The 20369-nt window shown below is 36.6% G+C and carries 15 protein-coding genes; 9 read left to right on the top strand and 6 right to left on the bottom strand.

Features of this window, described 5'->3' with window-relative positions; all coding sequences use genetic code 11:
- From UABHE_RS00645 to trmB, 6 genes are all read left to right on the top strand, one after another.
- On the top strand, positions 1-2274 hold the full coding sequence (locus tag UABHE_RS00645; RefSeq protein ID WP_372368207.1) for a hypothetical protein: 2274 nt from the start codon (positions 1-3) through the stop codon (positions 2272-2274).
- Between the two features lie 14 nt (positions 2275-2288).
- On the top strand, positions 2289-4079 hold the full coding sequence (locus tag UABHE_RS00640) for a hypothetical protein (protein WP_372368206.1): 1791 nt from the start codon (positions 2289-2291) through the stop codon (positions 4077-4079).
- A 319-nt stretch (positions 4080-4398) separates the two neighbouring features.
- Entirely contained in the window at positions 4399-5592 is a 1194-nt protein-coding gene (locus tag UABHE_RS00635; RefSeq protein ID WP_372368205.1) for a hypothetical protein, read from the top strand.
- Positions 5593-5667: 75 nt separating this feature from the next.
- The gene (locus UABHE_RS00630; RefSeq protein ID WP_372368204.1) at positions 5668-6852 is read left to right on the top strand and encodes a glycosyltransferase family 39 protein; all 1185 of its coding nucleotides are present in this window, start codon (positions 5668-5670) and stop codon (positions 6850-6852) included.
- Between the two features lie 4 nt (positions 6853-6856).
- Positions 6857-7063 carry a lipopolysaccharide assembly protein LapA domain-containing protein gene (locus UABHE_RS00625; protein WP_372368203.1) on the top strand — a complete coding sequence of 69 codons (207 nt, stop codon included), beginning with the start codon at positions 6857-6859 and terminating at the stop codon, positions 7061-7063.
- A gap of 97 nt (positions 7064-7160) precedes the next feature.
- Positions 7161-7832: a tRNA (guanosine(46)-N7)-methyltransferase TrmB gene (trmB, locus tag UABHE_RS00620; protein ID WP_372368202.1), complete on the top strand. Its 672-nt coding sequence runs from the start codon at positions 7161-7163 to the stop codon at positions 7830-7832.
- Positions 7833-9012: 1180 nt separating this feature from the next.
- Here trmB and UABHE_RS00615 read toward each other — a convergent pair.
- The 6 genes from UABHE_RS00615 to UABHE_RS00590 all read right to left on the bottom strand — a co-directional run bounded on the left by UABHE_RS00615 (position 9013) and on the right by UABHE_RS00590 (position 16351).
- Positions 9013-9225 (bottom strand): hypothetical protein, encoded by a 213-nt coding sequence (locus UABHE_RS00615; protein WP_372368201.1) that lies wholly within the window; start codon positions 9223-9225, stop codon positions 9013-9015.
- A gap of 162 nt (positions 9226-9387) precedes the next feature.
- Positions 9388-11850 (bottom strand): protein kinase, encoded by a 2463-nt coding sequence (locus tag UABHE_RS00610; protein WP_372368200.1) that lies wholly within the window; start codon positions 11848-11850, stop codon positions 9388-9390.
- A gap of 9 nt (positions 11851-11859) precedes the next feature.
- Positions 11860-13368 carry a TolC family protein gene (locus tag UABHE_RS00605; RefSeq protein ID WP_372368199.1) on the bottom strand — a complete coding sequence of 503 codons (1509 nt, stop codon included), beginning with the start codon at positions 13366-13368 and terminating at the stop codon, positions 11860-11862.
- Positions 13369-13736: 368 nt separating this feature from the next.
- The gene (locus UABHE_RS00600; RefSeq protein ID WP_372368198.1) at positions 13737-14435 is read right to left on the bottom strand and encodes an SMI1/KNR4 family protein; all 699 of its coding nucleotides are present in this window, start codon (positions 14433-14435) and stop codon (positions 13737-13739) included.
- 17 nt (positions 14436-14452) lie between these two features.
- Positions 14453-15544 (bottom strand): glycine cleavage system aminomethyltransferase GcvT, encoded by a 1092-nt coding sequence (gene gcvT / locus UABHE_RS00595; protein ID WP_372368196.1) that lies wholly within the window; start codon positions 15542-15544, stop codon positions 14453-14455.
- Between the two features lie 42 nt (positions 15545-15586).
- Positions 15587-16351 carry an SDR family oxidoreductase gene (locus tag UABHE_RS00590; protein WP_372368194.1) on the bottom strand — a complete coding sequence of 255 codons (765 nt, stop codon included), beginning with the start codon at positions 16349-16351 and terminating at the stop codon, positions 15587-15589.
- Positions 16352-16786: 435 nt separating this feature from the next.
- Here UABHE_RS00590 and UABHE_RS00585 point away from each other — a divergent pair, with 435 nt between their 5' ends.
- From UABHE_RS00585 to UABHE_RS00575, 3 genes are read left to right on the top strand one after another with little or no spacing between them, the layout of a single operon-like run.
- Positions 16787-17446 (top strand): succinate dehydrogenase cytochrome b subunit, encoded by a 660-nt coding sequence (locus UABHE_RS00585; protein WP_372368192.1) that lies wholly within the window; start codon positions 16787-16789, stop codon positions 17444-17446.
- On the top strand, positions 17443-19371 hold the full coding sequence (locus UABHE_RS00580; protein WP_372368191.1) for a fumarate reductase/succinate dehydrogenase flavoprotein subunit: 1929 nt from the start codon (positions 17443-17445) through the stop codon (positions 19369-19371). The genes UABHE_RS00585 and UABHE_RS00580 overlap by 4 nt, the downstream gene beginning before the upstream one ends.
- A complete protein-coding gene (locus UABHE_RS00575) occupies positions 19371-20126 on the top strand; it encodes a succinate dehydrogenase/fumarate reductase iron-sulfur subunit (RefSeq protein ID WP_372368189.1) in 756 nt (251 codons plus the stop codon). The genes UABHE_RS00580 and UABHE_RS00575 overlap by 1 nt, the downstream gene beginning before the upstream one ends.
- Positions 20127-20369: the final 243 nt, after the last annotated feature.

Raw genomic sequence — 20369 nt, 5'->3', positions numbered from 1 at the left:
ATGTCGTCTTACGAAGAACATTGTCGTAATCTTGGAAATCTAACGGAAGTTTTAGTTGACGTAGTGAAAGACTCACTACCACTACAAACTTTCAAATCAAGTATAGATCCCAAGAACAATAAAATTCTCCAGGAAGTTTTCGATGAGATGACTTGTATAGGCAATGACGGACTAAGCGCAGTGGATCGGGCCAAACGGCCCCCCTGCGCCATCCTGCTAGGTACAAGTTCTGCTGGGAAGACAGAAATTCTTGGTAGTTTTCTACCAAAATTGAGAGAATTTGCAGGTTCAACTGCACGCGATACGACACCAATGTTGGTACGCATGCGTTATCCAAATGAAGACATGGATCCAAAAGATCATGGTCGAGTAACATTTTTGATGCCGCGTGATTTAGTACAGTTGATGTCAAAACTACAAACAGTAAAAAGTGCTTATTTAAAAGACGCTCAGTTAGGTGACAGCTGGGACCGTGTTACAAAAATCCAGCGCGACCCAAATGCTGTGCGCAACGAAGTATGGGAAAAGAAGCTTTACGATGCAACGCGTGAATGGATTCGCGAAGCATTTATGTGGGCAAAATCAGAAGACCGTACAGATGATTCAAAATATTTTGAAACTTTAGGACAAATTGCCGACCACTTTAATCCTGAGTCAACTTCATTTGATCGTTATAACCCGATTCCACGCAACTTAATTTTGTCGTTCTTAGACAAAGGCGAAGACGGTAAAAAACTTTCTAAAATGCTTCAAAATAAGCTAAAGCGCTCTAAAGGTGAAGCCGATGAAGAAGGACATACTTACTACAACATGAGAACTGCTGGTGCGATTACCGACCTATTCGTAGAAGAAGAGATATTAAAAGATATTGACATCTACGATACTGCTGGGGTTCGCGTTGGTGGTGATGAAACAGAAGCGAAAGATCCAAGTATCAAAGTACACTCTCAAATCCAAGCATTCAAAAACCGCTGGGGTTTCGAGCGTTTAATTCCATCTGTCGACATCATTATCTTTATTTTGGTAATGGAAGAGCAACAAGTGGACACTGAATTCCAAGAACTGTTTTCTGAATGCGCAAAACACGGTGCTCTTGACAAACGTTTATTCATTTTAATGAATAAACTGGATAAAGCTGTAACCCAAGCGGTAAACAAAGAAGATTACAAAAAAGGCCGCGATGGAGAGCTTATTCCTAACGAAGAAAACACTTGGAAGATTTGGATTGAAACCAACGTAATGGATAAAATCGGTGGTTTAGGATCTGGATTTCGCAATGTTTTCTTGTGCCGCGCCCCTAAGTTTAAAATAGACGGTGAAAAGGAACAAGAGTTCTTACTTAACAGTACTGACAGTCCAACACTTAACAAGTACTTGTACGACGCAGGCAAAAACGTTCGCGCAGCACTTGATAATGAAGACGGTGGTGTACGTTTCGCATGGCGTACTGTTGAACGCGTTATGCGTAAAGAAGGTAGCGAAATTCGTTTTGAACGTTTAGGAAAGCACATTCTTCCTTATACTAAAGATGTCTTAAATATTCTTGGTGCAAAACGCGTTATCGAAGAAAAGCCAACGGACAAAGAAATCGATGAGTACCTAGAAAAACTACTCAAAGATTTGAAACAACTAAATTGGCGACCAGAGGAATTTCGTTTGCCTGAACGTTTTGGTGAATTCTGCATCCAAAGAAAACTTTGTACTTCTAAACAAGTACAAGAAGGTCTTGACGAGCAGCAAAAACTTCTCGACGATACCGGACGCAAAGTAAAAATTGGCCAGATCCTAGTCGATAAAGGTTATATGACTTTAGAACAAGTGCGCGAAGTTGTCCAACTATCTGAAGAAGAAGAAGAAGATTGGGAAGTATACCAAAAAAATACATTCGCACACATTCGCGAACGTGTTACTGGACAAATTGTAAGTTTTATGGAAGACAAAGGGCGTCCAATTATCAAAGGTAATAAGCCTGTTGAAGCTGTGATTAACTACTTAACAGAGCCTATCGCTGCGTTAGAAGAAGAGTTAAAAGGCATTTACACCACCAGTGAAAGAAAAGCTTTCCAGGAAGGTGTACAAAATGTAATGGAATGCCAACTTCTTGCTTCTTTATGGAATCAAAATCGCCTGCGTAAACACTTATGGTCACAAAAAACAAAAATAACCTCTTCCTTTGATATCCGTGATGATATCTCTAAAGAAGAAGCAGAAGCAGTGACTGTATCGTACAACAAGTTGAACGAAGTTTTTGAAAAACTTCCGTCATTGACATAAAGGAGATTGCCGATATGAGCGTATGGGATAAAGTATTTAAAAACCCCAAAGCGGCAGCTGAGTTAGAGGACGGTTCACTTAGCGTTCCTAACTTAAAATTGCCAACAAGAGGGCAGTCTCTACCAGCATTGGTTTTTGGTCTGTCTCTTGGAACTACATATACAAAAAGAGCACTTTTTTGCCAACTAGGTAATGATTTGTTACCTTGGAAACCAGAAATGGAAAACCGCACTCTTGATTTTTCAGTGTACAGATCTGAAAAAGTTCAAAGTGATACCAATCAAGAACTTTCTATTGGTGAAGAGGCACTAGGACAATTTGTTAGCGATCGTGGAGATCCTTCTTGCACATTGTTCTTACAACCAAATCGTTTCTTGTTAAATTTGACAAAGTTACCACACTACATCACGACATACGATGGAAATAAGGTAAAATATCAATCTCCAGGTAATGACGATGTTTTTGAAAATTATATTCGTGCTCATTATGAATTTTTGTGGAAAAATGCGCACGAGTACTTTTCAGAAATTCGTCGCTTTCAAATAGGTAATATTGTTGTTGAAACGCCTGATCATTTTTCTGAACAAGATAGCAAAAAATATCGCGAATGGTTTATCAATGCAGGGGAAAAATTCTTTCCTCCTGTTATGAACGCAGGTGGTGACCATGAGATTGGTTTACAAGACAAAGTTGTTAGTTTGCCAGAATCAGCGGTAACACTAGTTCACTGGTTAACAGACCAAGTAGAACCAAAGCTTGCAGCTAGTGAATTAGAAATTAAAAAGCTAATGATGCGTCATGGTCTTTTACCACGCACTGATGATCCGATTAATTTCCTTGTCGTCACGATGGGAGCAACTCATTCGCGCGTTGTACGCCTAAAGGTTGACTCTATTGAGCACCTAGCATCTGCTAAACGCGTAGGTGAAACCATAAATATTTACCAAAACTATCTTGGTAAAACCGGATTTGGTGGCGACCACATCAGCTGCGCTTTTCTTGAAGAAGAAGAAGAAAGACGTTTTGGTGCAACTGCTGCTCACAAAGTAAGTACCTTGAGTCGTAAAGTACTTGAAGATTGGGGTAAACTGTCAACAAGCGAAGGCAAGAAGCACTTTGATGAGCTTATTGGCGAACATTTTCAAAAAGCAGTTGAGAAACTGGGTGACCTAGCAATTAAAGGTTTTGCTGAAAGTCCAGAAAACACCATCATTCTTTTAGGTGGACGTGTTTTTGAAATACCACATCTTCGTGATATTTTTGCTTCACACTTGAACGCTAATCGCGTCCCACAGTCTCGCGTGGTAAACGTAAGCGGTGAAAATTCTTCTATTAGTAAGGTTTGTGAAGTACTTCAATTCCATCAAAAAGGTCTTGGACGATTCTTCAATTTTAAGAGTAGTTTAGAAGAAGAAAGTGCTGGAAAACTTTCTTGGTGCTTCGGTAAAATTGTTGAAGGTCAATTAGTAGAAACAATTCTAAAACCAGACCACAATGCTTGGGATGCTGATAACACTCGAGAATTTTCAGTTGCTTTTGAACGTGGAGTTCGTCGTTTAAACCTTGGTTATCGCAAATCAAAAGATGGTATCAGCCAACTATGGGCAAATGTAACGATGAACGCACGAGTTTCTGCACGCGTACAAGTAACATTCGTGACCGCAGGACCTAGTGATCTAAAAGTAAAAAGCGTTTCATGTGATGGCGAAAGTATAAGTGTTGACGACTTCCAAGTTGAAATGCTACTTGCGGGTGAACCTCCGTCACAATTCCCTCTTTACGACAAGTTGCTCAAGACTGGGTAGATGGTTTTTACACAGATAAATTATATTTCTAGACGCAAGTTGTAAAATTTTATATGATAGATGTCATTTCCGTAAAGTAGTTAATGCTTTGTGAAATGACATCTTTTTTTATAGGACACGTTTGTATAAAGGATGTGGTGAAAAATAATTTACTTATGTAAAGCAAGCGAATTGTTTTCCACTGTGCTCCTAAGTATTGCTGAATGTTGCAGAATGAGGTACAAACAGCATTAAAAATTTGTAATGACTACAACAAATAAAATCGAGGACGTGTTCAAACAACAAAACAAACTAAAATTACCTTTAGAAAGGCTGTTTTATGGATTTAATATTTGGCGCTGTCGGCATTGTTGTAGGAGCTATTCTTACTGCCTTAGGAATAAGTGCTCAAACCAAAAAGCAAACGAAGACGAAACAAGAGCAATTAGAAAAAGCGCGTAGTGAAATATTGGGTAAAACGGAAAGAATTAGGCTTCTTGATAGCGATAAAATTAACTTACATAAAAAAATCGGCTCCTTAGAAGAAAAAGTAGAAGACCAAGAAGAAGGGCACAATGCTCAAATTGAAGAATTTAAACAACAGCTACGTGAAAGAACTGAGCAAGTAGAAAAATATGAGCAACAAGTAAGCTCTGCCAATGAATCCTTGGGTGAAAAAGGCCAGGAAGTTAATAGCCTTACCGAAAAAGTAAATGAACTTGAAATTGAACTAGAAGTTGCTTACGAAAAAACAGAAGCTAGCGACAAACAACTAGAAGAATTAAATAGTAGTTTGGAAGAAAAAAAGCAAGAAATAGAAGAGAAACAAAAGCAAATCGACTCTATCACAGAGGAAAGCAATAAAAAAGAAGAGGAAACTTCGCAAAAAATAGAAGAATTGTCTTCAGAAATCAAAGAGCTCGAAAAAGTTAAAGACGATTTGCAGGCAGTTGAAGAAGAGAAGAAAACTACTTTGGAAGAACTTGAAAAAACCAAAGAAAGCAATCAACAAAATATTCGCCTTCGTGCCAGAGCTATTCGCGAAATAAAGCGTATTATCGAGGATCTTGATAGTGTACCGATTCCTGAAGATGTTGAATTAGGAGAAGAAAGTGTTGTATTCTCCTTAGAGGAAGAAGGTGGTACTGAAGAGCTGACAATGCGCTTACTCGAATTCGAGAAACAATTAAAGGAAAAAGAAGACTTAATTACAGAACTACGAGAAAAAGAAGAAAAAGAGGAAAAAGAAGAATCTTCTGTAAGTGCCGAAATAGAAGAAGAGCTAAACGCTACTAAAGAAGAACTTTCCACAAAGACAAACAAATTAGAAGAATTAACACAAGAAATAACATCTTTACAAGGTCAATTAAAAGAAGCAGAAGAAAATGCTTTAGCCAAGGTAGAAGAAACAGTAGAAAGCGACGAAAAAGTAGAAACTACAGCAATCATTGAAGAGGATGATACCTTGAATGATGCCCAAAAGAAAACTATTTTAATGTTGTATTCTCAGTATACTGCTGGTAAAAAACAATAATTGCTTTTATTAAAATTCGAACATCAAAAATTTGATGTTCGAATTTTTTTAAGCGTTTAGGGGTTTGGATAGTCTATGTCGCGAATTCATAAAATTCTCTTTTCAATTATTCTTCTTGGTTTTGTTTTAAGAATAATTGTAGTTTTTTATTCTCCTGATCACTTCGTTTTTTCAGATTCAGTTTCTTATAATCAAATCGCTCATAATATTCTATCGGGAACAGGTTTTCATCAAACTCAAACACTACAAGCTGTTCGTCCTCCTTTATATTCTTCATTTTTAGCACTTATATACTTACTAAATACAAATATACTAACAATAAAAATTTTGCAGACTGTTATTGGTTGTTTTAGCATTTTCCTAGTTTTTATTTTAGCAAAAAAATTATTACGCAACTCTAATGCCGCCCTTATCGCAGCATTTTTATTCGCTGTAGATCCACTACAAATAGCCTTTTGTTCTTTAGTTCTCACCGAGACTTGGTTTTGCTTTTTGTTTTTATGCTCTCTATTATTATTATTTGAAACGCGTGAAAGTAGTAATTCAAAAAATGCAGTACTCCTTGGGTGCCTTTGTGGTATCGGCAGTTTATTTAGAACTGTACTATTACCTTTCGTTGCCTTCGTAGGAATATTCTGGATGTGTAGCAAAAGAAGTCAATGGCGCTTGGTAATTGTATTTTGGATATCAACATTTATAATAATGACTCCATGGATAATACGCAACGCGGTTGTTTTTGGCGACTTTGTGCCAACAACAACTAAAACTGGGGTTAATTTATATGAAGCTTTGGGACCAAATGCTACTGGTGGTCCAAGAATGCTTATAATGAAACTTCCCAGCGGATACAGTAGTTTAAATGAAATACAGAGAGATAAATTTTTACGAAAAAAGACCTGGGAATTTTTAAAAGAAAATCCATTTAGCCCTCTATATTTAGCAATAGTTAAATTTTTTCGCTTATGGAATATTGGTTTTAATGACCTCAAGTTGCGCAATCTACGCTATGTTAATTACGCAATTATGTTGTTTAGCTGCGGATTGTATATTTGTTTCTTTTACGGCTTATTATTTTTACAAAAAAAGAATCGCTTTTATTTGCTGTTACCAATTCTATATGTTAGCCTAATTCATATGATATTTCTGGGGTCCATTCGTTATCGTGTACCTGTACTAGCTTGTTTAGATATTATTGCAGCAATTGCCATACACAGAATCTTTTTGCAGTTTACAAAAATACAAAATTATATAGGAGAATAACGCTATGAAAAAAGTTAGCGGAGTTATAAATGTGGTGATCATTACTTTAATCGCTGTTATCTGTTTTAAAAACAGCGGAAATATACAAGTAGACTTTATTTTCGCATCGCCAACAATGCCATTGTTTGCTTTTTTACTTATAGCATTTGCTTTGGGAATGATTTTTGGCCGCACACTATTTAGTATGTTAACCAAAAAACAAAAGAAGTAGATTATTTAATTATCATCTAGGTCATACAATTGGCGAATAGCTCGGAATTTTGTGCTATTCGCCAATTGTCGTTATTAGTTTAAGCAAAGGTTTAAAAATGGAAGAAAAAAAATTACGTTCTGTTCGCAGTTTTGTACGGAGAGAAAGTCGTTTAACAAAAGCACAGCAACGCGCGCTTGATGAACTTATACCCAAATGGGGACTAAAGATCCCTCAAATCCCTTTTGATTTTTCCAGTATTTATCAAAATGACAATGATATTGTTTTGGAAATTGGATTTGGCCCTGGAACATCACTTGTCATTCAAGCGACCGAAAAGCCAGACGTTAATTTTTTAGGTATCGAAATACACGGGCCAGGAGTGGGTTCATGTTTAGCAGGTATAGCGCAAAATAATTTGCGTAATCTTCGCGTCATGCGCGAGGATGTAATGGAAGTACTACCCTTCATCCCAGAACATAGTTTAAGCAAAGTCCAAATTTTTTTCCCAGACCCTTGGCAAAAAAAGAGGCACCACAAAAGACGATTAATTCAAGTAGATTTTGTTCAATTAATAATATCAAAACTAAAAAATGGCGGAATTATTCACCTTGCTACAGACTGGGAAAACTACGCAAACCACATGATTAACGTTATTGAACAAATAGAAAGTCTCAAAAAATTGTCACCAGAACTTTACAAACGCCCAAAAACAAAGTTTGAGGTGAGGGGTGAGAAGAGAGGACACAAGATACACGACTTTGTCTATCAACTCACTAACGCAAAATGAGCAGGCATCTTCCCATGCTGCGTCAAAGGCTACAAAATAGTCCTCAGCCTAGCTTAAGCTAGGCTTGCGGTATTTTGTAACCTTTTCCTTGCCTGAAAAGCACCTGCTCATTTTCGTCAATTTTGGTGAGTAAATAAATGCGCTAATGGCATTTCCGAAAGTGCATATATAGATATTCTTTATCGCAGCGCGGTGTAGGGGCGGTCTTGTGCCGCCAGTCTTTCGCAAATCTTTGTAATACCTTAAATTCCTCAAGCTAGGCTTGCGGTATTTTGTAACCTTTTCCTTGCCTGAAAAGCACCTGCTCATTTTGGTCAATTTCGGTGAATAAATGCGTTAGTGGTATTTTCGAAATACTTGGCATCAATATTGTAGATATTCTTTATCGCAGCGCGGTGTAGGGGCGGTCTTGTGCCGCCAGTCTTTCGCAAATCTTTGTAATACCTTAAATTCCTCAAGCTAGGCTTACGGTATTTTGTAACCTTTTCCTTGCCTGAAAAGCACCTGCTCATTTTGGTCAATTTCGGTGAATAAATGCGTTAGTGGTATTTTCGAAATACTTGGCATCAATATTGTAGATATTCTTTATCGCAGCGCGGTGTAGGGGCGGTCTTGTGCCGCCAGTCTTTCGCAAATCTTTGTAATACCTTAAATTCCTCAAGCTAGGCTTACGGTATTTTGTAACCTTTTCCTTGCCTGAAAAGCACCTGCTCATTTTGGTCAATTTCGGTGAATAAATGCGTTAGTGGTATTTTCGAAATACTTGGCATCAATATTGTAGATATTCTTTATCGCAGCGCGGTGTAGGGGCGGTCTTGTGCCGCCAGTCTTTCGCAAATCTTTGTAATACCTTAAATTCCTCAAGCTAGGCTTACGGTATTTTGTAACCTTTTCCTTGCCTGAAAAGCACCTGCTCATTTTGGTCAATTTCGGTGAATAAATGCGTTAGTGGTATTTTCGAAATACTTGGCATCAATATTGTAGATATTCTTTATCGCAGCGCGGTGTAGGGGCGGTCTTGTGCCGCCAGTCTTTCGCAAATCTTTGTAATAACTTAAATTCCTCAAGCTAGGCTTACGGTATTTTGTAACCTTTTCCTTGCCTGAAATTTTATTTAACAATTACTTATACTATATATATCAAATTGGTTTAAGTAAAGCCGGAACGAGTAAATATAGAACTATAGCTTTTCAACTGTTTGTTCTTGCTCTTCTTCTTCTAAGCTTTTACCGCGCTGAAATATTCCACACATGCCTTCTTTTACTTGTTTTAGCTTTATAAAAACCTCGTAAATACTTACAATATCAACGGGTGACACCAGAAATACTTTTCTTAAGTGAGTCGCAAAAAGTTTTTGAGCACGTTTCAAGTCAGCGTAGAATTTGAGTGTCAAAGAAGGACAGCCTGAGAGGCGCATAACTGTAGCTATGTAACCGAAGGCTCAACGCCGCTATGACACTCAAAGGCAAGCTCGTGCTCTTAAAAATTTTTTGCGACTTGCTTTAAGTCAATAATTGAGTGTAGTCCACTAGGCAACTTGAACATCAATGAAATTCTACTTAATAGTAAAATCAAGTACAGGGATTTTTTTCTTATATTCTTCTATCAATGCCTGATATTTCTTATTCTCACGTATTGCTTCCCAGCTTGAGTCCATTTCAAGTTTAGTAAAGTCTCTAAATCCTTGCAGAAAAGATTTATCTAAATAGTCAAGAGCTTTGTCGGTTTGCTTTTGTTCGCTTAGGTAGGCAGCGTAGTAATAGTATGTGAAGTGAATTTGTCCTTGGTATTTTGTTAATTCTTTGTAAATGCTACTGGCCTGTAGCAAATTCCCTCTTCTTCTCTCTAGCATCGCCAAGGTGCGATATAAAGTTTCGTCAGATGGATACCATTTTGACGCTTCCTTAATATAGTTAAGTGCTTCTTCAAATTCACTTTGAGAAATGCAAATTTCAGAGAGTGTATTGTATGCGGATGCAGCATAGAAACTTATCATTGTTGAACCACCTAGATAAGGAATCATGTCAATAGCTGTTTTGGCATATGCTTTTGCGGCAAGAAGTTTATTTTGCGCCATTAGTATTTTTGCTTTATGAATATTAGCAAAAAGCGTACTTTCTTTTGCGTAGTAGTCTTGGCGATTTAAAATATTATTGAATATTTTGAGAGCTGTTTTATAGTCGCCCAAATCTTTGTATATTATCCCAACCCATACCCACTTATCTTTTTGAGAAATACGCCTTAAGTCGTCAATCGCTTGTTGGTATTTCCCGTAATCGATAAAGCATTGAGCACGCACTAGATAAAGCATATCTAAAGGAAAAGGTGATTTATCGGCAAGATCAATTGTTTTATCTAAATCTTTTAGCGCTTCTTTATAGTGCCCTTGTAGTATATGACATACTGCTCGTCCGAGATAAGCAGCAGAATTACTTGAATTGTGATCTATATGTTGTGTAAATGTTGCGATATATGAATTTGCTATTTTATTACGCTCTTCTGTATCTTTAGGAGTGATCTGCTGTATATCAAGAATAAGTCCTGTACACTCCTGAAGATCAAACAGCAAACGATATTCTTTATACGATGCATAAACAAAAAATGTAATGCTTAACACGAAAATACATATAAGAGGGAAAGAGATAATGCGATGAGCCATAATCGTTTTCTTTAACAAAGAAAATATGCTTGGTGTTTTTGCAAGTGTAGGTTTGCCATGTGTGTAATTATTGAGATCTTGAGCTAAAGCATAGCCATTAATATAGCGATTCTCCGCCTTTTTACTCATAGCTTTAATGCAAATATTTTCTAGCACTTGCGGGATTTGTGGACTTAGTTTTCTGGGAGGAATAGGATCTACATTAAGAACTTGTAAAATAACAGCTAAAGATGAAGATCCCTTAAAAGGCATTTCCCCCGTTAGTATTTCGTAAAATAATGCACCAATAGAATAAATGTCACTTTGTTCATTAACGAGATGTAAACGTCCAGCTGCTTGTTCAGGAGACATATAAACAGGAGTTCCTAGAATAGCACCTGTTTGAGATATTTTTTCGTTTGCTTCTACGACTTTAGCAAGACCAAAATCCATCAGTAGAGGTTTACCATTTTCATCCATCATTATATTCGAAGGTTTAATGTCACGATGAATAATACCATGTTGATGAGCATATGCTGCTGCTTCAGCAATTTTTTTAACAATATCTACTGCTTGCTGTATAGTAATAGACCTTTTTTCTATGAGATCGCTAAGATTTGTGCCACCTATGAGGTCCATCGTGTAAAGAATAAGACCATTATGCTCTTCAATATCGTAAACACTGACAATGTTTGGATGACGAAGTTGAAGCATTAGTTTTGCTTCACGCATAAATCGTTTGTAATTGTTTTGTTGATCTTGAAGATTTGTCAGTATTTTTAGAGCTAATATTCTATCTTGTTTTGTATCTTTTACTCTATAAACTCGTCCCATACCCCCTTGCCCAATTTCTTCTAGTATTTGGTATCTAGAAAAAATAGTTTCTCCCATTTTAAAACGTTTAATCGTTTTCAATTTGGCAATTGGGTTTCTAGTAATAGTTGGACTAGAATTTGAAACAGTAGAAGATTTTTCTAATAAATGGTGCTTAATTAATTCATTTTTGATCGCTGCAAATGCTTTATCTTCAATGTCTTTTTGTACAAAAAGCATATTCGTATGTTGCTTGTTTCTAGTGGAATTAAATCTTTTTTGCATGTAATCATTGGCTTTTTGTTTCGAAATAATCGCTTTTTTACGTGCATACTCCACAAACATATATTCCTGGTAGCAAAGATCAAGAAGAGTAATTTCTTCTTGGGATAGTAAGTCACTTAATATTTTTTTTGCTACAATCCATTTTTTTTCTTCTAGAAGATATAGCATATTTAATTGCTCGTAAGCGTTAGGGCTTACAAAGCCTAACTTTACAATCAATCTTCCAATAGTTTGAATGCCAGATCGTTCTATTTTTGTGGGGATAATTTGCGAAATAGCCATTGATATACCTTATTTTATTTGATACTTTTTATAAATACTCTGTAAATATTTCGCTTGAGCATGTTTTAACTGAGCCATAGCCAATTTATATTGCAAAATGGCTCTATACTGGTTTATTTGTGCTTCCGTGCGTTGAACTTCTGCATCTTGAACAAAGAATATCAGGTTGAAATCATATGGCAAAGGTTGCTGGTAACGCCTTTCAACTCCTGTAAGACGTTCTTGCGATTTTTGCAATATATTTGTTATATTTTGGTACTTTCTTATCGCTTCTTCTACCGCATGCCTACTAAGTTTTACTTCTAAACAAATATCATATTCTACTTGTTTTTTCTGCGCTTGAGCTTGTTGCTTCTGCAAAATAGCTTTCTTATAATCGCTACGTACACCAAGAGTACCAAGAGTATACTCAAATTCAACACCTACATGCCATTGATAGTGATTTCCATCTATGGTATTAGCAATAGCAATATTTGTTTCTTGTGATTGTCCTATAAAAGAATAACGCCCGACAAGATTTACTTCTGGTAAAAGTTGGTTTTTCTTTTGTTTTGATAGTATGTGAAATGCATCAGCTTTTCCTTGTAACTGTCTAACTTCTGGACGATATTTTAAAGCGGAATCATATTCAAAATCAGGTAAATTAAAATCAGTTAATACAAAATTTGTTAATCCATCTTGCCATATTGGAAGCTCTTTAGATAAAGATTCTTTTTTGGAATCGAGTGGAAATATCAATCTTTTTAGTTTGTCTTCCCATTCTTTTATTTGTCGTTCAACTGAAATTAATTGATCTTTACGCAACTGCACATCAATTGTTGCTTGGTCAACATCACTAGGAAGAACACCTTCTGTCAATCCAGCCTTAGGTTCAACGTATTTGCTTTTGTACTTTTCAGCTTCATTGATAGATATTTGCAACGCATCTTTTGTTTTCAGTAGCGAAATCCACGTCCAGTAGGCAATCTCTACTTGGGTAAGTGTATCGTTTATCTGTCTTTCTATTTCTGCGTTAGCAATTTCTTTTTGCTTTTTAGCAATATCAATAAATGCAGAATTTACGTCAATACCAAAGTTTTTTAATAAAGGTTGCGTTACTTGAAATGTGAGTGCTGAAGTATTTAATTTATCAATGATTATGTCATCATCGCCTAATATCAATCCAACAATTTCGAATATTTCAAAGTTAGTTGATCGTATATAATCTACACGATAGTCTACAGAAACTTCTGTTCCAGGTAAAAATCGTTTTGCAAGAGAAAGATTAAAATTCGCTTCGTCACTTTGCACTAAGCGAGTATCTAGTTTGTTGTACGAAGCGCCTCCTCCAATGAAAATATCATGAAAAGGACTTGTCGCTAACGATATATCCTGCTCCGCAATTTTAGGGCCAAATTTTGTTACCTCTATATCAACATTGTTTTGTAAAGCCCAATAGAAACATTTTTCTAAAGAGGGCACTTCTTGCGCTGAAATAAAAATGAAGGAAGCGGTAAGGAATATAAATAAGACTTTCATGCGTGGTGATCCTAAAAAAAACAGCATTGTTTTTGTTGTTATCTGAAACTACATTCTCAAATGGAATATAAATATTGAGCGGAAGTTATTATTTTTCAATAAACTACACGACCAAGTTCTCTAAAATTTACACGGTCTAGAGCGTACCCTATTTAAAACTCGCCTGTACGACCCTCTTAGTCATCTGTAATATCAAAGTGACTTAGCTTTACTCTCAATTTAGTAAAGTTGTTTACACTAGTACAAACAAATTTTTATTCTATCACGTAAATAGTTATAAGTCAATTTATGGTTTGTATATAAAACAGAAGTTATTCCAAGTAAGAATATTTCTCTCTACGTGCCCAAAAAGAAAGTAATATAAACACTTACTTCTGCATAGACTCGATCTCTGCTAACGATTCTACTAACCAATAGAGATACCAATCATAAAATGTCATTGGTTCCTCTACGTTGTTTAAATAAGGAAAGATACCTATATCATTGCATCTCAAATCGAGCCACACATTGCCATTTTGAGGTCCATTAATTACTAACCAAAGGCGCTTTGCACATCCTATATGACAAATGGGAATAGCTCCTTGCATCAAATCTCTAGGATCATATACACTATCAACATACGCAAAAAGGTCTTTTCTGTATTTTCGATACAGCGCTTTGTTTTCTTCTTCTGGAAGTTCTTCAATTTTTATGTTTAATTTTTTCTCCAAGTTGCGCCAAAAATCGTCGATGGCATCCACACCTTTTGTATGTTGAAAAAGTTTTGATAAATCGCCAATAAGCCTCCCACGCTCCCAACAATCTATCAATTCACCTTCTCTAAAATCACCATCTTGTTTACCCACGGGAAAAAGCCCCAAACCTGGTCCAGCACCTCCATTACCTATTTCAGTAATAAATATTCTATAGTCTTCTGGAAATGTACAATCATATTTCTTTTCTATTGCTCTAAAATCTTTAACAGGTAGAGGTTCATTAAGTTCGTAACGATGTTCCCATGATCCAAATATTTCAAAATCCGTATCGCACTTTTTCAAAAGCAAAAGTTTTTCTTTAATTGTCTCCATCAAACACCTGTTTTCAATTATTTTTTGCGTTTATAAAAAGGAGATTTTACGATTTTAAATTCAAAATTATTTTTACCAATTTTGATATTGAAAATATTTCCTTCTAATGCTTTATCCGCAGGAACATATCCCATTGCAATACTTTTTCCCAAAGTAGGAGAAAGCGTTCCACTTGTTATATAACCTACTTCTTCTTCACCGCAAAGAATTTTACTCCCTTGGCGTGCGATACGTTTGCCTTCTGTTTCAAGGCATACTAGCTTGCGTTTTAGACCAGCTTCTTTGATTTTAAGTAGAGCATCGCGGCCTACAAAGTCGCCTTTTTTAAGTTTTACTCCAAAGCGAAGACCCGCTTCAAGAGGGTTTGTAGTTTCGTCAATTTCATGTCCGTAAAGAGGCATTCCTGCTTCTAGCCGAAGTGTATCTCTAGCTGCTAAACCTACAGGAATAAGACCTTGTTCTTTTCCTATTTCAAGTGATTTATGCCACAACTCTGGTGCATTTTCACTTGCAAGATACAATTCAAAACCATCTTCACCTGTGTAACCTGTTCTTGCAACCATGCCAGAGTGACCGATAATTTGACATTCTAGGCAAGAATAATATTTCATTGATGAAATATCGACATCAAGAAGTTGTGAGACTACAGCCAAAGACGTTGCACCTTGAATTGCAATCATTCCTATTTTTTCACTATCGTCTTTAATATCTACTTTAAATGAAACTTGATGTTTTTTCATCCACTCCAAAACCTTGTCAACATTTGCTCCATTGCACACCACCATATAATTTTCTGGGCGTTTGTAAACAATAATATCATCAAGTACATAACCTTCGTTATTGAGAATCAAGGCATAATGAGCTTGCCCTACTTGCATTTTTTCAATATTATTTGTCACTAGGTATTGTAGGTATTTACAGTCTTCCTCGCCACTTATAGTGACCCGACCCATATGGCAAAGATCGAATAATCCTGCCGCATTTCTAACCCCGTGATGTTCTTCTGCTATATTTCCATAACGAATAGGCATTGAAAAACCAGCAAAAGGAACAATTTTTGCTTCTAATTCCTCGTGAATTTTTGTTAAGGGAGTTGTTTTTAATTCCATCTTTTTTTCCTTTGTTTGTTATGAGGGCAAATCTTATGTGTGTTAGCTAAAAATTTTCATTAATGTTTTTCCCATAAAAGGAAAGGCATTACCCATGTAGGATAAAAATTTAAGTTGTAGTGTAGGAACCCAGTGAACTTTTTTCTTGTGAGCTGCTTTCCAAACAATTTTAGCTATTTGTTGTGGCGAGAGTTGTGCACCAAATTTTTTGAGACTATTACACTGGTGATCCTGGCTTTTAATCATATGAGTATTGACAAACAAAGGCATTAAATCGGTAACGGTAATACCTTTTTTCTCTAGTTCAATATTTAAGGCTTCTGTAAATCCGCGGACAAAAAACTTTGTTGCGGAATATGTTGCGACTTCTGGTGTACCGTAAAAAGCTGATGCTGAACACATACTGACAATGTGCGCTTTAGGAGTATTCTTTAAAATGTCTAGACAGGCATAAACACCATTTACTACTCCCATAATATTTACTTGAACAGCTTTAACGTGAGACTCATGAGGAATATTTTCAAAAAAATCCATATGCATAACACCAGCATTATTAAAAAGAACATTCATTTGGTTATTTGTTTTTTCACCAAAGAACGCTACGGCTTGTTCCATCTCTTGAAAGTCACTAACATCAACCACTTTGTAACAGCACTGTTCTTCACCTATTTTCTCGGCAAGCTCTACTAAACCATTTTCATTCACATCAAAAAGACCAACGAACCAATCTCGTTCAGCAAAAAACAACGCAGTTTCTTTACCTATTCCTGAAGCAGCACCTGTAATAAATATTGATTTTCTTTCCATGACAATTTAGCCTTAATAGTAGATTTATATTTTTTTTATTATAGCGTTTACACATAGAATAAGAAACTTTTATTTCGCTATTCCATCGTTATTTCACAGCAAATTCAGTAGAAAACAGTTGCAAATAAAGGTAATATAATTTAGTATAAAAACTAAAATCTATACAAAAAGTAACACTGCACTTTATTACAGTGTTTATTTAAACAAGTCTTGTTCAGCGTTTATTTTTTGCGTAGACTTTGAAAATACAGTTATTGTAATTTTATTAAAGATTTAACTACACATTAGTGTTCATTATGCTAATACACTACGCAAAATCTAAATAGATATGTTTTAACTTAACCGAAAATATTCCATATTTGTAAGCGTCTATGGGTAAATATTTAGTTATACAGAGGGGTAGTAAGCTCGAAATAGCTTACTAGTTATTAATCTATGGGCAATAAAAAATTTTTAAGTACATCCGTTGGTAAAAAAGTAGCTATGGCTATTACAGGACAGTGTTTTTGTGCTTTTTTAGTCGTGCACCTAGCAGGTAACTTAACTCTGTTTTTAGGACAAAAACAGTTTGATATGTATGCTGGGCAACTAGAAAAACTACCAATGTTGGTATATCCTGCAGAAGCCGTTCTCATTCTTTTAGCTTTGTTTCATATTGGTGCAGCGCTAAAACTAACTTTAGAGAACAAAAGTGCTCGTCCTGTAGGCTATGCAGTTTATAAATCGAAAGCGGCAGGTGACTGGGCATCTTCAAAGATGTTTATCACTGGAGTTTTCATTCTTGGGTTCTTAGTTCTTCACTTAATTCAATTTAAGTTTGGAGAACGTCCAGATGGATCACTATATAATACCGTTTTTAGCGCATTTACTCAGCCACTTTGGGTTGGGGTGTATGTGGCTTTTATAGCTATTTTAAGTACGCACCTTTCGCATGGTTTCCAAAGTGCTTTTCAAAGTTTAGGAATTAACCATCCTAAATACACACCTATAATTAAGAAAACTAGCTACGTCTACGCATTTGTTATGTGGGCGGGTTATACAAGTATTCCACTCTGGATCTTTATAAATGACTTTGTCGCAAGGAGTAGCTCGTGAAATTAGATTCAAAAGTTCCAGATAATATTCCTATTGAGCAAATTTGGGACAAGTATCGCTTTAGTACGAAACTTGTCAACCCTTCGAATAAGCGCAAATATAAAGTAATTGTTGTTGGTACAGGTCTAGCTGGAGGTTCAGCCGCTGCATCATTAGCAGAATTGGGATATGAAGTAAAAGCGTTTTGTATTCATGATAGCCCACGGCGTGCGCACAGTATTGCTGCTCAAGGAGGTATCAATGCTGCGAAGAATTATCCTAACGATGGTGACTCCGTCTGGCGCTTATTTTATGATACAGTTAAAGGTGGCGACTATCGCTCTCGAGAAGCAAATGTTTATCGTTTAGCACAAGTTAGTAACCATATTATTGATCAATGTGTTGCTCAGGGAGTTCCTTTTGCAAGAGAATACGGCGGACAGTTAGCAAACCGTTCTTTTGGTGGAGCTCAGGTTTCGAGAACGTTCTACTGTCGTGGACAAACTGGACAACAACTTCTACTAGGCGCATACAGCGCTTTAATGCGTATGGTTAGTACGGGAAAAGTAGAGTTATTCACAAGACGCGATATGCAGGATATTGTTCTCATTGATGGTGCTGCCCGCGGTATTATCGTGCGTAACCTAATTACAGGTGAGTTAGAAAGACATATGGCTGATGCTGTGGTTCTAGGAACGGGAGGTTACGGAAACGTATACTATCTATCTACAAACGCAAAAGCTAGCAACGTTACCGCAGCATGGCGCGCACATAAAAAAGGTGCTTATTTTGCAAATCCATGTTTTACACAGATTCACCCAACTTGTATACCTGTTACAGGAGAAAGTCAATCAAAATTGACTTTAATGAGTGAAAGTTTGCGTAATGATGGTCGGGTTTGGGTTCCAAAGAAAAAGGGCGACAATCGCAAACCTAGTGAAATTCCCGAAGATGAAAGAGATTACTACTTAGAACGTAAATACCCAAGTTTTGGTAACTTAGTTCCACGAGACGTCGCATCACGTAATGCTAAAGAAGTTTGCGATGCAGGAAATGGAGTCGGAGACACCAATATGTCTGTTTATTTAGACTTCGCTGAAGCAATTAAGCGTGATGGTGAAGAAACAATCCGCCAAAAATATGGTAACCTTTTTCACATGTATCAAAAAATTACCGATGAAAATCCATACGAAACTCCAATGCGTATTTTCCCTGCTGTGCATTATACAATGGGTGGCTTGTGGGTTGATTATAATCTCATGACCACAATTCCAGGCTTGTTTGCTCTTGGAGAATGTAACTTCTCTGATCACGGTGCAAACAGACTAGGGGCATCGGCTCTTATGCAAGGTTTAGCTGACGGCTATTTTGTCATTCCTTATACAATAGGTGGCTATCTATCTCAGGCAAAACTATCTGAAGCAGATACAAATCACGAAGAATTCAAAAAAGCTGAAAGTGAAGTAAAAGAGAAAATAAGCAAGATGTTATCTACCAAAGGTAAAGGCAAAAACAAAAAGACAGCAATGGAAATTCATCGCGAATTAGGTAAAGTTCTTTGGGATTACGTCGGTATGGCGCGCAATGAAAAAGGACTAAAAGAAGCTTTAAAGAAGATACCTCAAATCCGCGAAGACTTCTGGAAAAACGTAAATATTCCAGGATCAGCGAAAGATTTAAATGTTGCGCTAGAATACGCTGGTCGCGTGGCTGACTTTTTAGAATTCGCAGAAACGCTAACAACAGATGCTCTTAATCGCAAAGAATCTTGTGGCGGTCACTTCCGTGATGAAAGTCAAACCGAAGAAGGTGAAGCAAAGCGTAATGATGAAGACTATTCTTATGTAGCCGCATGGGAATTTACTGGTGTAGGTAAAGAACCAAAGTTACACAAAGAAGAGTTAAAATTTAACAATGTGAAATTAACCCAGAGGAGCTATAAGTAATGAGTGAAACTATCAATATCACCATTAAAGTTTGGCGACAAAAAAATAAAGATAGCAAAGGGGAATTTCAAAGTTACGAAGCTAAAGACATTTCGACCCACATGTCATTTCTAGAGATGTTGGACGAAGTTAATGATGTTCTCATTAAAGACGAAAAAGAACCTATTGCTTTTGATCACGATTGCCGCGAAGGAATTTGCGGGTCATGCTCTATGGTAATCAACGGTCGCGCTCATGGACCAGAAAAAGGCATTACTGCTTGCCAACTTCACATGCGCAAATTCAATGATGGTGACACTATTTGGATTGAACCATGGCGTGCAAAAGCATTTCCTGTACTAAAAGACCTTGTTGTTGATCGTACAGCTTTTGATCATATTATGACGGCTGGTGGTTACGTTTCAGTAAAAACAGGTGGTGCTCCCGATGGAAATGCAATTCCTATTCCAAAAGTAAATGCAGAACTTGCAATGGATGCTGCAGCTTGCATTGGCTGTGGTGCATGTGTTGCTGCTTGTAAAAATGCTTCCGCTATGCTTTTTGTTTCTGCAAAAGTATCTCAATATGCTTTATTGCCTCAAGGCCAAGCAGAAAGAACTGAACGCGTCACAAATATGTTGTCAGTAATGGAAGAAGCAGGTTTTGGTAACTGCACAAACAGTGGCCAATGTGAAGCTGAATGCCCAAAGGAAATAAGTGTTTCTAATATAGCACGTCTCAATAGAGAAATGCTCAAAGCATCTATATCATCTTAGGTAAGTTACAAAAAGTTTTTGAATACATTCCAGAATTTGAGTGCAATTATGTGTATTCAGTGCCATAATTAGGGAGGTGGCGTAAATTATTTTTCGCCATATCCCTTACGCTCAAAAACAAGTTTTACCTCAAAAAATTTGTGTCACTCACTTAATTTCAAAGAGTGCATCTATAAAAAGTGCACTCTTCCTCAAAACCCCTCACATCGTTTATTATAAAAATAACATAGTACAACGACTTAC

This window comes from Candidatus Uabimicrobium helgolandensis, assembly GCF_041508025.1.
GTDB lineage: Bacteria > Planctomycetota > Uabimicrobiia > Uabimicrobiales > Uabimicrobiaceae > Uabimicrobium > Uabimicrobium helgolandensis.
Note: the sequence above shows the minus strand (reverse complement) of the source record. Positions and strands in the feature narration are given on the sequence as shown.